This window comes from Agromyces sp. Y558, from assembly GCF_059445415.1.
In genome coordinates this window covers 170,718-185,002 of sequence record NZ_JCAIUH010000002.1, presented here as the reverse complement: position 1 = coordinate 185,002, position 14,285 = coordinate 170,718, and the positions used below count along the sequence as shown (strand labels likewise).

Below are 14,285 nucleotides of genomic sequence, written 5' to 3'. Positions count from 1 at the left end.
GGAACGCGAAACGCCCGGCATCAGTGGGTACGGATGCCGGGCGCTCGCGTTGTGCGTATGCCGGAACTGCCTACTATGCGCCGAGCTCGATGTTCGCACCCGGGATCGCCGCGAGGAGATCCTTCGTGTACTGCTCCTGCGGGTGGTCGAACACCTCGTCGGTGGTCGCTGCTTCGACGATCTTGCCCTTCTGCATCACGCAGACGTTGTCTGCGATGACCCGCACGACCGCGAGGTCGTGCGTGATGAAGAGGTACGTCAACCCGAGCTCTGCCTGCAGGTCGGCGAGCAGGCGCAGGATCTGAGCCTGCACGAGCACGTCGAGCGCCGAGACTGCTTCGTCGAGCACGACGATCTCGGGTTTCAACGCGAGCGCACGCGCGATCGCGATGCGCTGACGCTGGCCGCCCGAGAGCTCGTTCGGGTAACGGCTGATGAGCGTGCGCGGCAGCGACACCTGATCCAGCAGCTCGTACACCCTCTCGCGTCGAGAGTCCTTCGAACCGACCTTGTGCGTGAACAACGGTTCGGCGATGGTGTTGCCGATGTTGCGCAGCGGGTTCAGCGAACCGTACGGGTCCTGGAAGACCGGCTGCATGCGGCTGCGAAGGTCGAACAGCTCTTTGCCGGTGACGCTCGCGAGGTCGTGCCCGCCGACGACGATCTTGCCGCTCGTGGTGTCTTCGAGCTTCAGCAGCATCTTCGCAACGGTCGACTTGCCCGAGCCGGACTCGCCGACGAGCGCCGTGGTGGTGCCCTTGGCGATCTGGAACGACACATTGTCGACCGCGGTGAATGAGCCCGAGCCGCGGATCTTGAAGACCTTCGTGAGATCTTCCACCACGATCGCCGGCGGTGCGGCCGGAGCGGCCGCGAGCGCCTCGGCACGAGCCTCGGCAGTGGCGATCAGGTCGATCGTGTCGCCCGCGGCAGACGCTGCACCCTCGACCATCGCGGACTCTGCCGCCGCGAACGATCCTGATGCCTGGATACGGCGCGAGGCGAGGCTCGGTGCCGCCGCGACGAGTCGCTGCGTGTACGGGTGCTGCGGGTCCTGCAGGATGTCGACCGACGGACCGGACTCGACGACCTTTCCCTTGTACATGACCACGAGCTGCTCGGCGCGCTCGGCTGCAAGGCCGAGGTCGTGCGTGATGAACAGCAGGGTCGTGCCGAGTTCGCGGGTCAGCGACCCGAGGTGGTCGAGGATGACCCGTTGCACCGTGACGTCGAGAGCCGACGTCGGCTCGTCGGCGATGAGCAGCTGCGGGTTGGCCGCAAGGCCCATGCCGATGAGCACGCGCTGGCGCATGCCGCCCGAGAACTGGTGCGGGAACTGCTTCATGCGGCGGTCTGCGTCACCGAGACCGGCCTCTTTCAGCACCTCGATGGCCCGCTTCTTGACCTCTTTGCGACCGGTCGCGATGCCATTGGCCTTGATGGCCTCTTCGACCTGGAAGCCGATCGACCACACGGGGTTGAGGTTCGACATCGGGTCTTGTGGGACGAAGCCGACCTTCCGGCCGCGGATCGCCTCCATGTCTCGCGGCGTGGCCTTCGTCAGGTCTTGGCCGTCGAGCAGGATCTGACCGCCGGAAACGTGACCGGTGCCGGGGAGCAGGTTGATGATCGCGTGCGCGGTCGTCGACTTGCCGGAACCCGACTCCCCCACGATCGCGAGGCTCTGCCCGCGATAGAGGGTGATGTTCACGCCGTCGACGGCCTTGACGATGCCGTCTTGGGTGTTGAACCCGACCTGCAGATCTTTGATCTCGAGGAGCGGGCGTTCGGCGCCTGCGGCGCGTTCTGATTGCACGTTCGATCCGTTCGAAGTCTCACTCATCGCTGTGCCCTCGCCTTCGGATCGAGCGCATCACGCACGACCTCGCCGAGCATGATGAAGCTCAGCACGGTGACCGACAGCGCGATCGAAGGAAGGATCAACGTCTGGGGCGCGGTGCGCAACGACGTCTGCGCCTGGCTGATGTCGTTGCCCCACGACATGATGTCGGTCGGCAGGCCGACTCCGAGGAACGACAGCGTCGCTTCTGCAACGATCGCCGATGCGAGCGAGATCGTCGTGATGACGATGACGGGCGCGATCGAGTTCGGCAGCACGTGACGCACAAGGATCCGCAACCGCGAGACGCCGAGCGCCGTCGATGCCATGACGAAGTCGGCATTCTTCACGCGGAGGATCTCGGCACGCAGCACACGTGCTGTAGCGGGCCAGGCGAACAATCCGATGGCGAGTGAGATCACCCACACGTTCCGATATCCCGAGAACACCGACATGATGACGACGGCCGCGAGGATGTAGGGGATCGAGAAGAAGATGTCGCCCAGGCGCGAGAGCACCGAGTCGAGCCACCCACCGTAGAAGCCCGCGAAGGCACCGAACACGACGCCGAACAGGGCGACGAGGAACGTCACGATGAGGCCGACGGCCAGCGACGTCGACGTACCGTGGATGATTCGCGAATAGATGTCGCAGCCCTGCTTCGTGAAGCCGAGCGGGTGGCCCTCGGCCGGGCCGGCGTTGCTGTTCGCGAGGAGGCAGTCGTTGTTCGGCGGCGTCTGCGTGAACAGGCCGGGGAAGAGTGCGACGACGACCACGAGGAGGATCAGCACTGAGGAGATCCAGAACATCGGGCGTTTGCGCACGTCGTTCCAGGCATCGGTCCAGAGGTTGGAGGGCTTGCCCTCGGCCTTGACCACGTCGATGCCGACGAGCGGCGTCTCCTCGAGCGGAGCGACGAAGTGCTGCTGGTCTGGTCTGGTGTTACTTTGCATAACGGATCCTCGGGTCGAGAACGGCGTAGAGGAGATCTACCAGCAGGTTCACCACGAGGTAGATCAGCACCATGATCGTCACGAAGGAGACGACGGTCGGTCCCTCACCTCGGATGATCGCCTGATAGAGCGTGCGGCCGACTCCCGGCACGTTGAAGATGCCCTCGGTGACTGTGGCGCCGACCATGAGCGTGCCGAAGTCGACGGCGAGGTAGGTCACCACGGGGATGAGCGAGTTGCGCAGGATGTGCACGGGAACGATGCGCCGACGGGAGAGACCCTTGCTCGCGGCGGTGCGAACGAAGTCCTGCCCATCTGTATCGATGACCGACGCCCTCGTCAGTCGAACGATCTGGGCGAAGCTGATGGTGGCCAAGACTATGGCGGGCAATATCAAGTCTTGCGTTGGCGCGCCTGTACCGACCGTGGTTCTGAACCACCCCAGATAGATGCCGAAGAACCACTGCATCACGAACGCGAGCACGAAGATCGGCAGCGAGATGAGGATGAGGCTCACGACGAGCGCGCTCGCGTCGAAGATGCCGCCCTTGCGGAGGCCGGACACGAGGCCGATGGTGATGCCGGCGACCATCTCGAAGAACACGGCCATCGCCGCGAGGCGGAGCGTGACGGGGAACGTGGCCATCAGGATCTCGGAGACGGGCTGGCCCGAGAACGAGACGCCGAGGTCGCCCTTGAAGATGTTGCCGAGGAAGATGAAGTACTGGATGATGAACGGCTGGTCGAGGTGGTACCGCTCGCGCAGGGAGTCGATGACGGACTGCGGCGGAGTCTTGTCGCCGAACAGCGCGACGATCGGGTCGCCGGGCATGGCGAAGACCATGAAATAGATCAGGAACGTGGTGCCGAGCAGGACAGGGATCGCCTGCAGCAATCGGCGCAGGATATAGCCGGCCATGGATCAGGCCCTGCAATCTGCGAATGTGGACATGTTGAAAGAAACCTCACCGTTGTGCGAGTTCGACTCCACGATGTTACGCCGATCAGACGAACACCGGGGATACGTGGGAGTGGGGCGGCAGCCTGCTCGGCTGCCGCCCCACGGGCGCCTCAGAGTCTAACCCCGAGGCGTCCTCGATCGAGAATTACTCGCTCTTGGTGATCTGGTTGTACAGCGGCACCGAGTTCCAGCCGAACTCGACGTCGTTGACCAGTTCGCTCCATGCGCCGTTGACCGTGGCGTACCACAGCGGGATGACCGGAAGCTCCTGGAACAGGATCTCCTGACCGGCCTGGAACTTCTCGTTGGCGGCGGCGACATCGGTCTCCGCGAGGCCCTCGCTCAGCAGCGCGTCGAACTCGGGGTTCGAGTAGTCGCCGTCGTTGGAGCCTGCACCCGTTCCGTAGAGCGGGCCGAGGAAGTTGAAGAGCGCCGGGTAGTCCGCCTGCCATCCCGAACGGAATGCCGTCTGGATGGTGCGGTCGGTGATCTTCGTGCGAGCCTCGGCGAACGTCGGGTACGGGTCGCCCGAAGCGTCGATGCCGAGGTTGTTCTTCAGGTTGTTCGACACAGCGTCGACCCAGGCCTGGTGGCCGCCGTCGGCGTTGTAGGCGATCTTGAAGGTGCCGTCCCAGGGGGCGATGGCGTCGGCCTGAGCCCACAGTGTCTTCGCCTCTTCAGGGTCGTAGTCGAGCACCTCGGCACCCGGGATGTCTTCCGAGTAGCCGTCGATGACCGGCGACGTGAAGTCGTGCGCCGGGGTGCGGGTGCCGGCGAAGATCACGTCGGTGATCTCTTCACGGTTGATCGCGTGCGAGATCGCCTGGCGGCGGAGGCTGCCCTCTTCACCCGAGAAATGCGGCAGGCGCGCCGGGATCGTGAACGACTGGAAGATCGCAGCGGCCTGGGTGACCGAGCGGTCGGCGAACTCGTCTTCGAAGGTCTCGAGAGCCGAGTCGGGAATCGCGTCGAGCACGTCGAGGTTGCCGCCCTGGAGGTCGGCGTACGCGGCATCCTGCGAGGCGTAGAAGATGATGCTCAGACCACCGTTGACCGCCTTGCGGGGGCCGTCGTAGTCGGGGTTCACGACGAGGTCGATCTTCTCGTTGTGCTTCCAGGCGCCTTCGCCGTCGAGCATGTACGGGCCGTTGCCGACGGGGTTCTCGCCGAAGGCCGCGAGGTCTTCGAACGCCGACTCGGGCAGCGGGTAGAAGGCCGAGTAACCGAGACGCAGCGGGAAGTCCGACTCGGGCTGGCTCAGCGCGACCGTGAAGGTCGTGTCATCGACGACCACGAGGCCCGGGAGCTCGGGCACGGACTCGTCGTAGCTGAAGCCCTCGATCGACTCGAAGAAGTACTGCGAGAGCTGCTCGTTGGCCGTGTCGGCGCCGTAGTTCCACGCGTCGACGAAGGAGTTCGCCGTGACGGGCGAGCCGTCGGAGAAGGTCTGGTCGGCCTTCAGCGTGATCGTGTAGTTCTGCGCGTCGTCGGTCGTGATCTCGTCGGCGACGTCGTTGTGAGCAGCACCCTTGGCGTCGTAGTAGACGAGGCCCGCGAACGTCGCGTCGAGGATCTTGCCGCCACCGACCTCGTTGGTGTTGGTGGGGATCAGCGGGTTCTGGGGCTCGTTCCCGTTGGTCGTGATGATCGCTGTGGCGTCGCCCGCGGGTGCCGACGGGTCAGCGCCGCCGCTCGTGCAGCCCGACAGCGTCAATGCGCCGGCGGCAGCAAGAGCAATGGCGGCTACGCCGATTCTCTTGATCTTCAATGTTCCTCCTGATGAGATGTGCGACGGCAGCACGGCTCGTGGCCGCGCTGGAGCGCTGGTAGATCGAGACTATGAACCCGGTCACCCCGAAGCAAACCAGATGGGCAAACCGTTACCGACGCGCAACCTAGCGACACGCACCTCGCCGGAATTCGTCATCTCTTCGCACGATTCTTGCGTCACGACCCTTCATGCGAAGATTGCCACATGTCTTCTGCACGACGACTACGGCTTGAGGTCGCCATCGTGCTCGGGTTGTCGCTCGGGGCATCCGCAGTCTATTCGATCGTCTCGATCGTCGCGAAGCTCACCGCCGAGAGGCCGCTCGGCGAACAATCGGTCGCCCTGAACCCGTCACGAGCACCGCGCGAGTGGCTCGATTTCACCTACCAGTTCCTCGACGTCTTCTTCGGCGTCTTCGCCGTCGCTCTTGTGCTCTACCTCCTGTGGCAACCCGGCACGAACCCGTTCCGGCGCATCGGCCTCGACCTCACGAGACCGGGTCGTGACGCGGCATCCGGAGTGCTGCTGGTGGTCGCGATCGGCGTGCCGGGGCTCGCACTGTACGCTCTCGGCCGCGCCCTCGGTCTCACGGTCGCCGTGGAGGCCTCACCGGCCGATTGGCTGTGGTGGACCGTGCCGATCCTCGTGCTTCGGGCGCTCGAGGCGGCCCTCACGGAAGAGATCATCGTCGTCGGATACCTCTTCACCCGATTCAAGGAACTCGGCGTCGGCCCATGGGCGACGATCGTCTCGAGCGCCCTGCTCCGCGGCACCTACCATCTGTACCAGGGCATCGGGCCGTTCTTCGGGAACGTCGCGATGGGCGTCGTCTTCGGCTGGTGCTACCAGCGGTGGGGGCGCACGATGCCGCTCGTCATCGCGCACTGGATCCTCGACGTCGTGTCCTTCGTCGGCTATCCGGTCGCCGTGGCGTGGTGGCCCGCGTTCTTCGCAGCGTCGACGAGCTGATCCGGCGACCGACCGGGTGAAGGGGTCGACGGGGCCGGCGACGGCATCGGTGCATGAACGGGCGATGACGGATGCCGCCGGCGCGGCGTCTGCGGCATGTGCTCGCTCCGCGCGAGTGCGATGACCGTTGCGGGCATGGGCGGCAGCACTTCCTCGGCCGGCTCGACCCGCAAGTCGGAGTCCGTGCCGCGCACGCGCGCCATGTCGAGGCTGCTGCGCCGGGTCGGCGTGCAGACCGCGGAGAAGCCCTCACCGCCGTAGAGCCCGGCGCGTGCGAGGTCGCCGAACGATTCGCCGCGGCGGAGCGCCTCGGCCATGCCGGGATCGCGCCGCTCGACGAGGCCGGCGCGCTGCTCGAGGCCGAAGATGCGCGAGGCCGCGACCGAGCATCCGACGAACGCGCCGACGAAGCCGACAGCGGACAGGAGGGCGAGGAGATCGATCGATGACATGAGCACCCCCAACGTGCGAGTGAACCTCAGTGTAGACCTGAGGTTCACTCGGGTACAGGGGTGTCTCAACCCTCGACACGCGAACGCCGTGACTGCAACCGGCGAAAAGAGTCGCCGCTGCATTTCCCTCGAGGCGTCCGCTACGCGAACGCCTCGACCGGCGGGCAGGCGCACACGAGGTTGCGGTCGCCGTAGGCCTGGTCGATACGTCGCACCGGGGCCCAGTACTTGTTGCGCACGAGCGCGTGCACAGGGTAGACCGCCTGCTCGCGGGTGTACGGGTGCGTCCACTCCCCTGCGATGACCGACTCGGCGGTGTGCGGGGCGTTCACGAGCGGGTTGTCGTCGGCCGGCCACTGCCCGGCGGCGACGGCATCGGCCTCGGCCTTGATGAGCACCATGGCGTCGACGAAGCGCTCGAGCTCGGCGAGGTCTTCCGACTCGGTGGGCTCGACCATGAGCGTGCCCGCGACGGGGAACGACATCGTCGGCGCGTGGAAGCCGTAGTCGACGAGGCGCTTGGCCACGTCGTCGACCGTCACGCCCGTCGCCGCCGTGAGCGGCCGCAGGTCGAGGATGCACTCGTGCGCGACGAGTCCGTTGTCGCCCGTGTAGAGCACCGGGAAGTGCTCGCGCAGGCGAGAGGCGACGAAGTTCGCCGCGAGCACCGCCGACGCGGTGGCCTGCTTCAGCCCCTCGGAGCCCATCATGCGCACGTACGCCCACGAGATCGGCAGGATCGAGGGGCTGCCGTACGGCGCCGCCGAGACGGGGCCACCGTCGTGCGTGACGCCGCCCGAGTGGTCGGCGCGCTGCGCCATCGGGTGCCCGGGCAGGTAGGGCGCGAGGTGCGCCTTCGCGGCGACCGGGCCGACGCCCGGACCGCCGCCGCCGTGCGGGATGCAGAACGTCTTGTGCAGGTTCAGGTGCGAGACATCGCCGCCGAAGTCACCGAAGCGCGAGTAGCCGAGCAGGGCGTTCAGATTCGCGCCGTCGACGTAGACCTGGCCACCGGCGTCGTGCACGGCCTGGGTGATCTGCTTCACCTCGTGCTCGTAGACGCCGTGGGTCGACGGGTAGGTGATCATGAGCGCGGCGATGCGGTCGGCGTGCTCGGCGATCTTCGCTCGCAGGTCGGCGAGGTCGACGTTGCCGAGCTCGTCGCAGGCGACCACCACGACGCGCATGCCGGCGAGCACCGCGGATGCCGCGTTCGTGCCGTGCGCGCTCGAGGGGATGAGGCAGAGGTCGCGGTCGGCCTCGCCGTTCGCCTCGTGGAAGCCTCGGATCGCGAGGAGGCCGGCGAGCTCGCCTTGGCTGCCGGCGTTCGGCTGGAGCGACACTGTGTCGTAGCCCGTGACCTCGGCGAGCCAGCTCTCGAGCTGCTCGATGAGCCCGAGGGTGCCGACGACATCGGCCTCGGGCGCGAAGGGGTGCAGGTTCGCGAATTCGGGCCAGGTCACCGACTGCATCTCGGTGGCCGCGTTGAGCTTCATGGTGCACGAGCCGAGCGGGATCATGCCTCGATCGAGCGCATAGTCGCGATCGGCGAGGGTCTTCAGGTACCGCATCATCTGCGTCTCGGCGTGATGTGTGTTGAAGACGGGGTGCTCGAGGTAGCCGCTCGTGCGGCGCAGCTCGCCGCTCGCGACGGCAGGCGCGATTGCGGTGTCGATCGCGACCTCGGTGCGCTCGGGCAGCCCGAACGCCTGCGCGACGAGCGAGAGCTCGGCCTCGGTGGTCGTCTCGTCGACGGCGACGTGCACGGTCGCCTCATCGGCCTCCCACACGTTCACGCCGAGCTTTCGGGCGCGCTCGACGATGTTGCGGGCGAGCCCGGGCACGTGCACCCGGATCGTGTCGAAGTAGTCGTCGTTCGCGAGCGTCAGTCCGTAGCCGGTGAGCACCTCGGCGAGCGCGGTCGCCTTCGCCGCCGTCGACACCGCGATGTGACGGATGCCCCGGGGCCCGTGGTACACGGCGTACATCGACGCCATGACGGCGAGCAGCACCTGCGCGGTGCAGATGTTCGAGGTCGCCTTCTCGCGGCGGATGTGCTGCTCGCGGGCCTGCAGGGTGAGCCGGTACGCGGGCGCGCCGACGGCGTCTTTCGAGACGCCGACGAGGCGACCGGGGAGCTGGCGTTCGAGGCCCTTGCGCACGGCCATGTAGCCTGCGTGCGGTCCGCCGAAGCCCATGGGCACGCCGAAGCGCTGCGTGGTGCCCACTGCGACATCGGCGCCGAGCTCGCCCGGGCTCGTGATGAGTGCGAGCGCGAGCAGGTCGGCGGCGACGACGACGAGACCGCCCTGCGCTTTCGAGGTTGCGATGACGGATGCCGGGTTCCACACGCGGCCCGAAGCGCCCGGGTACTGCACGAAGAGGCCGAAGTGCTCGCCGAGGCTCTCGAGGCTCGGGCCGTCGTCGCCGATGCGGGCGAGGTCTGCGAGCGGTGCGACGACGAGCTCGATGCCGACCGCCTTCGCGCGGGACTCGAGGAGCGCGTGCGTCTGGGGCAGCGTGTCAGCGTCGACGACGAAGCGATTCGAGGTCGACTTCGAGGCGCGGCGGGCGAGGAGCATCCCCTCGACGACCGCGGTGCCCTCGTCGAGCATCGACGCGTTCGCCGTGTCGAGGCCCGTGAGGTCGGTCACCATCGTCTGGAAGTTGATGAGCGCCTCGAGCCGTCCCTGCGAGATCTCGGGCTGGTACGGGGTGTAGGCGGTGTACCAGCTCGGGTTCTCGAGCACGTTGCGCTGAATCACCGACGGCGTGATCGTGCCGAAGTAGCCGAGGCCGATCATCGACGTGCGCACGGTGTTCTGCTCTGCGAGCGCCGCGAGCTCCGCGAGGGCCTCGCGCTCGGTTGCGGCGGGCGGGATCGCCGAGTTCAGCACCTCCCCCATACGGATCGACGTGGGCACCGCGGCGGCCATGAGAGCGTCGAGGGAGTCGTAGCCGAGTTCGGCGAGCATGAGCCCGTGGTCGCTCGGGCTCGTGCCGATGTGGCGGCGGCCGAACGCGTCGAGGTCGAAGGCTGAGGAGGTGGGGGTGCTCATGTGATTCGTTACTCTCCGACCAGTGCGCGGTACTCGTCGTGCGTGAGGAACTTCCGAAGGCTCGAGGCGTTCACCTTGATGAGCCAACCCTCGCCGAACGGGTCGCTGTTGACGAGTTCGGGCGAGTCGACGACGGCCTGGTTCGCCTCGACGACCTCACCGCTGACGGGGGCGAACAGCTCGCCGACCGACTTCGTCGACTCGATCTCGCCGACGACGGTGCCCTCGGTCACGGTCGTGCCCGCCGCGGGCAGTTCGACGAAGACGACGTCGCCGAGCTTGTCTGCGGCGTAGTCGGTGATGCCGATCGTGGCGACGTCGCCGTCGAGCGCGATCCACTCGTGTTCTTCGGTGTAGTGCAGTGCGGTCTGGTCGGTCATGGGGTGCTCCTCGCGGTGGATTGTACGTTTCGTTCGAATCATCCGAGTTGCCCGAATATGTACGGAGTCGGGCAACTCGAGGTCAGGCGGTGCGCTTGTAGAAGGGCAGGGCGACGACGGATGCCGCGACGCGCGTGCCGCGCACGTCGACGAAGAGTTCGCGTCCGGCTTCGGCGGCGTCAGGGGCGACGAAGGCCATCGCGATCGGGTGGCCGAGCGTCGGCGACAGCGCCCCGCTCGTGACGACGCCGACACGAGTGGCGGAGGCGCCCTCGCCGTCGAACACCTCGTAGTCGGCACGGGCCGCACGACGGCCCTCGGCGGCGAGACCGACGAGCACCGGGGCATCCGCTGCAGGGCCCTGCTCGATGGCGGCGCGGCCGACGAAGTCGTCGGGCTTGCCGAGTGAGACGACCCGGCCGAGGCCGGCCTGCACCGGCAGGATGTCGCGGCTGAGCTCGTGGCCGTAGAGCGGCATGCCCGCTTCGAGGCGGAGCGTGTCGCGGCTCGCGAGGCCGCACGGGGTGACGCGCGGGCCGCCGGTCTCGGCGAGCGCCTCCCAGAGGTGAGTGGCCCGCTCAGGGGCGAGGTAGAGCTCGAAGCCGTCTTCACCCGTGTAGCCGGTGCGGGCGACGAGCACGGGCTCGCCCTCGAAGGTCGCGGGGAATGCACGGTAGTACTTGAGGGCTTCGAGCTTCGCGTCGAAGTCCTCTTCGTCGTTGCCCGGCCCTTCGACGCCGAAGCCGGGCGTCTCGAGCAGGACGGCGCGTGCGTCGGGCCCCTGGATCGCGATGAGGGCGATGTCGTCGCTCTCGTTCTCGATGATCGTGTCGAAGCCCGCAGCCCGGGTGCGGAGCTCGTCGGCGACGACGGCCGCGTTCGAGGCATTCGCGACGACCATGTAGCGGTCGTCGCCCGTGCGGTAGACGACGAGGTCGTCGATGATGCCGCCGTCGTCGTCGAGCAGCAGCGAGTACTTGGCCTGGCCGATCTCGATCGCCGAGAGCTTGCCGGCGAGAGCGTGGTCGAGTGCAGCCGCGGCCTCAGGACCGATGAGCACGATCTCGCCCATGTGGGAGAGGTCGAAGAGGCCCGCATGCTGCCGCACAGCGTGGTGCTCGGCGAGGTCGCTCGAGTAGCGCACCGGCATCTGCCAGCCGGCGAAGTCGGTGAAGCTCGCGCCCGCAGCGCGGTGCACGGCATCGAGCGGGCTGAGCCGCTCGGGGCTCGGCTGCGCAGAACTCGGCTGCCCAGGGCTCGGCTGCCCAGGGCTCGGCTGTTCGATGCTGGTGGTACCGGGGTCGTTGGTCACGAGAGTTCTCCAGACGTGCCGGCGGTCGCCGGCGTTGTCACGGTCGCGGTAGCTTGCCGTGTGGGAACTCCCCCTCTGTCATGAGCCTGAGAGTTTCACGCGGGTTTCGCGCTTTCACCGTGGGCGGCCCGTGTTCGCACGAAGCTCTCGATACGCGTCGCCTTCGGCGTCGCTGCTCGATCTGCTCCGTGCTCCGTACGGAGCACTTTTCAGAGCGGCCTCGTCATCGCGGTGTATTGACCTGAGAGATTGGCGGGGAGGCTTGCTCCTTCGGTGCCGGCGGAGTTGCGTCAGCGCACTGCGTTGACTGAACTGCCCGGCTCTCCCGCGACGCGTCGATGGCCCGGTATGAGATTGTACGGCGATCTTAGCAGCGGGGCCGGCCTGCCGCGTCGAGCAACGGCCGGACGACAGGGGGCGAGGCCGCGGCGCACGGACGGTGTTCGAGTCCAACTGACTGTAAGCTGACCACGTGGTGTTCGAGTCAGAATGACCCGAAGACTGGAGGAGGTACGGATGTCGCAGGCTCCCGGAATGCAACCGGACGCGCCGACGCGCCTCGCCGTCTCGACGGTGATCTTCGCGTTGCGCCCGGATCACACCGGCCGGCCGGTGCTCTGGACCCCGCTCGTGCGCCGCACGCGCGAGCCGCAGCTCGGCCTCTGGGCGCTGCCCGGCGGCTGGTTGCCTCCGAACGAAGAACTCGAAGCCGCCGCCGCGCGCACCCTGCGGTTGACCACAGGCCTCGCCCCCAAGTACCTCGAGCAGCTCTACACGTTCGGCGAAGTCGACCGCTCCCCCGGCATCCGCGTGGTCTCGGTCGTGTACTGGGCGCTCGTGCAGAGCGACGAGGCCGCGCGCGCGACGGCAGGGCCGAACGTGCGCTGGGTGCCGGCCGACACCCCGCCGAGGCTCGCGTTCGACCACAACCGCATCGTCGAGTACGCGCTCTGGCGCCTGCGCACGAAGGTCGAATACGCCGAGATCGCTCATGCATTCCTCGGCGAGACCTTCACCCTCGCCGAGCTGCGCGAGGTGTACGAGGCCGTGCTGCAGCGCCCGCTCGATCCGGCGAACTTCCGGCGCACGATGATCGCGTCCGGTCGACTGCGCGAGACCGGCGAACGACTGGCCGGCGCTCCGCACCGCCCCCCGAAGCTCTACAGCTACGACCCATCCGCCATCACGGCCGGGGCCGTCGAACCGTTCACGCGAACCGAACCATTCATGAGGGAGCGACCCGCATCATGACCATCTCCATCGACGACACCCGCACCGGCGACGACACTCGCGTCGCGGCATCCGTCGACCGCACCATCCGGCTGATCACCGCAGGCTCGGCCGCGGGCGAGACGTGCGCCCCCTATCTCGCGAACGGCCCGTGGACATTCGACCAGGGGCCGGCGGGGTACGGCCCCGGCTCGTCGATGGGCGACGTGATTCCGACCGGCTCACCGCGTCAGGGCGCGCTGCCCGAGGCATACCGCGCCGCGTCGAACGACGAGCTGCACGCTCGCATCCGCGCTGCGAAGGCGACCCTCGGCGACCGGGTCGTCGTGCTCGGCCACTTCTACCAGCGCGACGAGGTCATCGAGCACGCCGACTTCACGGGCGACTCGTTCCAGCTCGCGAATGCGGCGCTCGATCGGCCCGATGCCGAGGCCATCGTCTTCTGCGGCGTTCACTTCATGGCCGAGACCGCCGACCTGCTTTCACGCCCCGAGCAGGCCGTGATCCTGCCGAACCTCGCCGCTGGCTGCTCGATGGCCGACATGGCCGACGAGTCGAGCGTCGAGGAGTGCTGGGAGCAACTCGAGCAGATCTACGGCAACCTCGACGCGGTCGACACCGACGGCCGCGTGCCGGTCATCCCCGTGACCTACATGAACTCGAGCGCCGCACTCAAAGGCTTCGTGGGTCGCCACGGCGGCATCGTCTGCACCTCGTCGAATGCTCGCACCGTGCTGGAGTGGGCGTTCGAACGCGGACGGCGAGTGCTGTTCTTCCCTGACCAGCACCTCGGCCGCAACACCGCGAAGGCGATGGGAGTGCCGCTCGAGCGGATGCCGATGTGGAATCCGCGCAAGGCGCTCGGCGGCAACAGCGCTGCCGAGCTCGACGACGCCCGCGTCATCCTCTGGCATGGCTTCTGCTCTGTGCACAAGCGGTTCACCGTCGAACAGATCGCCGCGGCTCGCGTATCGCACCCCGGCGTGCAAGTCATCGTGCACCCCGAGTGCCCGATGCCGGTCGTCGACGCAGCGGATGCCGCGGGCTCGACCGACTTCATCGTGAAGGCGATCCAGGCGGCACCGGCAGGCTCGACGTTCGCGATCGGCACCGAGATCAACCTCGTGCAGCGGCTCGCGGCGGAGTACCCGCAGCATACGATCTTCTGCCTCGACCCGGTCGTGTGCCCATGCTCCACGATGTACCGCATCCACCCGGGCTATCTCGCCTGGGTGCTCGAAGAACTCGTCGCGGGCCGCATCGTCAACCGCATCACCGTCGCCGGGGACGTCGCCGACCCGGCGCGTCTCGCACTCGAACGCATGCTCGCGGCGACCCCCACCACCACTGGTCGAGTA

At 67.4% G+C, this 14,285-nt stretch carries 10 protein-coding genes, 1 pseudogene and 1 riboswitch; of the genes and pseudogenes, 3 read left to right on the top strand and 8 right to left on the bottom strand.

Annotated features, from left to right (window positions below; genetic code table 11):
• Positions 1 to 73: 73 nt before the first annotated feature.
• The 4 genes from AC1C2T_RS12680 to AC1C2T_RS12665 form a co-directional block, all read right to left on the bottom strand.
• Positions 74 to 1,843 (bottom strand): dipeptide ABC transporter ATP-binding protein, encoded by a 1,770-nt coding sequence (locus AC1C2T_RS12680; RefSeq protein WP_495385548.1) that lies wholly within the window; start codon positions 1,841 to 1,843, stop codon positions 74 to 76.
• Complete coding sequence (locus AC1C2T_RS12675; protein ID WP_495360638.1) at positions 1,840 to 2,793, bottom strand: ABC transporter permease; 954 nt, start codon at positions 2,791 to 2,793, stop codon at positions 1,840 to 1,842. Before AC1C2T_RS12675 ends, AC1C2T_RS12680 begins: the two co-directional genes overlap by 4 nt.
• A complete protein-coding gene (locus AC1C2T_RS12670) occupies positions 2,783 to 3,712 on the bottom strand; it encodes an ABC transporter permease (RefSeq protein WP_495360639.1) in 930 nt (309 codons plus the stop codon). Before AC1C2T_RS12670 ends, AC1C2T_RS12675 begins: the two co-directional genes overlap by 11 nt.
• Positions 3,713 to 3,899: 187 nt before the next feature.
• Positions 3,900 to 5,522 (bottom strand): peptide ABC transporter substrate-binding protein, encoded by a 1,623-nt coding sequence (locus AC1C2T_RS12665; protein ID WP_495360640.1) that lies wholly within the window; start codon positions 5,520 to 5,522, stop codon positions 3,900 to 3,902.
• Positions 5,523 to 5,729: 207 nt separating this feature from the next.
• Here AC1C2T_RS12665 and AC1C2T_RS12660 point away from each other — a divergent pair, with 207 nt between their 5' ends.
• The gene (locus tag AC1C2T_RS12660; RefSeq protein WP_495360641.1) at positions 5,730 to 6,494 is read left to right on the top strand and encodes a CPBP family intramembrane glutamic endopeptidase; all 765 of its coding nucleotides are present in this window, start codon (positions 5,730 to 5,732) and stop codon (positions 6,492 to 6,494) included.
• Here the strand turns inward: AC1C2T_RS12660 and AC1C2T_RS12655 are convergent.
• From AC1C2T_RS12655 to gcvT, 4 genes are all read right to left on the bottom strand, one after another.
• Positions 6,440 to 6,946 carry a hypothetical protein gene (locus AC1C2T_RS12655; RefSeq protein ID WP_495360642.1) on the bottom strand — a complete coding sequence of 169 codons (507 nt, stop codon included), beginning with the start codon at positions 6,944 to 6,946 and terminating at the stop codon, positions 6,440 to 6,442. The genes AC1C2T_RS12660 and AC1C2T_RS12655 overlap by 55 nt on opposite strands.
• 140 nt (positions 6,947 to 7,086) lie before the next feature.
• A complete protein-coding gene (gcvP, locus tag AC1C2T_RS12650) occupies positions 7,087 to 10,005 on the bottom strand; it encodes an aminomethyl-transferring glycine dehydrogenase (RefSeq protein WP_495385547.1) in 2,919 nt (972 codons plus the stop codon).
• Positions 10,006 to 10,013: 8 nt separating this feature from the next.
• Positions 10,014 to 10,385: a glycine cleavage system protein GcvH gene (gene gcvH / locus AC1C2T_RS12645; RefSeq protein WP_495360644.1), complete on the bottom strand. Its 372-nt coding sequence runs from the start codon at positions 10,383 to 10,385 to the stop codon at positions 10,014 to 10,016.
• Between the two features lie 82 nt (positions 10,386 to 10,467).
• A complete protein-coding gene (gene gcvT / locus AC1C2T_RS12640) occupies positions 10,468 to 11,697 on the bottom strand; it encodes a glycine cleavage system aminomethyltransferase GcvT (protein ID WP_495385546.1) in 1,230 nt (409 codons plus the stop codon).
• A 219-nt stretch (positions 11,698 to 11,916) separates the two neighbouring features.
• Positions 11,917 to 12,035, bottom strand: a riboswitch (glycine riboswitch).
• Between the two features lie 178 nt (positions 12,036 to 12,213).
• Here gcvT and AC1C2T_RS12635 point away from each other — a divergent pair.
• Both AC1C2T_RS12635 and nadA read left to right on the top strand, forming a co-directional pair.
• On the top strand, positions 12,214 to 12,948 hold the full coding sequence (locus AC1C2T_RS12635) for an NUDIX hydrolase (RefSeq protein WP_495385545.1): 735 nt from the start codon (positions 12,214 to 12,216) through the stop codon (positions 12,946 to 12,948).
• Positions 12,945 to 14,267 (top strand): annotated as a pseudogene (gene nadA / locus AC1C2T_RS12630) (quinolinate synthase NadA); the annotation flags it as partial. The gene AC1C2T_RS12635 and the pseudogene nadA, both read left to right, overlap by 4 nt.
• Positions 14,268 to 14,285: the final 18 nt, after the last annotated feature.

Bases quoted from the DNA above. Each gene is read 5' to 3' on its own strand.
- AC1C2T_RS12680 (WP_495385548.1), bottom strand. From the start codon at position 1,843: ATGAGTGAGACTTCGAACGGATCGAACGTGCAATCAGAACGCGCCGCA.
- AC1C2T_RS12675 (WP_495360638.1), bottom strand. From the start codon at position 2,793: ATGCAAAGTAACACCAGACCAGACCAGCAGCACTTCGTCGCTCCGCTC.
- AC1C2T_RS12670 (WP_495360639.1), bottom strand. From the start codon at position 3,712: ATGGCCGGCTATATCCTGCGCCGATTGCTGCAGGCGATCCCTGTCCTG.
- AC1C2T_RS12660 (WP_495360641.1), top strand. From the start codon at position 5,730: ATGTCTTCTGCACGACGACTACGGCTTGAGGTCGCCATCGTGCTCGGG.
- AC1C2T_RS12655 (WP_495360642.1), bottom strand. From the start codon at position 6,946: ATGTCATCGATCGATCTCCTCGCCCTCCTGTCCGCTGTCGGCTTCGTC.
- gcvP (WP_495385547.1), bottom strand. From the start codon at position 10,005: ATGAGCACCCCCACCTCCTCAGCCTTCGACCTCGACGCGTTCGGCCGC.
- gcvH (WP_495360644.1), bottom strand. From the start codon at position 10,385: ATGACCGACCAGACCGCACTGCACTACACCGAAGAACACGAGTGGATC.
- AC1C2T_RS12635 (WP_495385545.1), top strand. From the start codon at position 12,214: ATGTCGCAGGCTCCCGGAATGCAACCGGACGCGCCGACGCGCCTCGCC.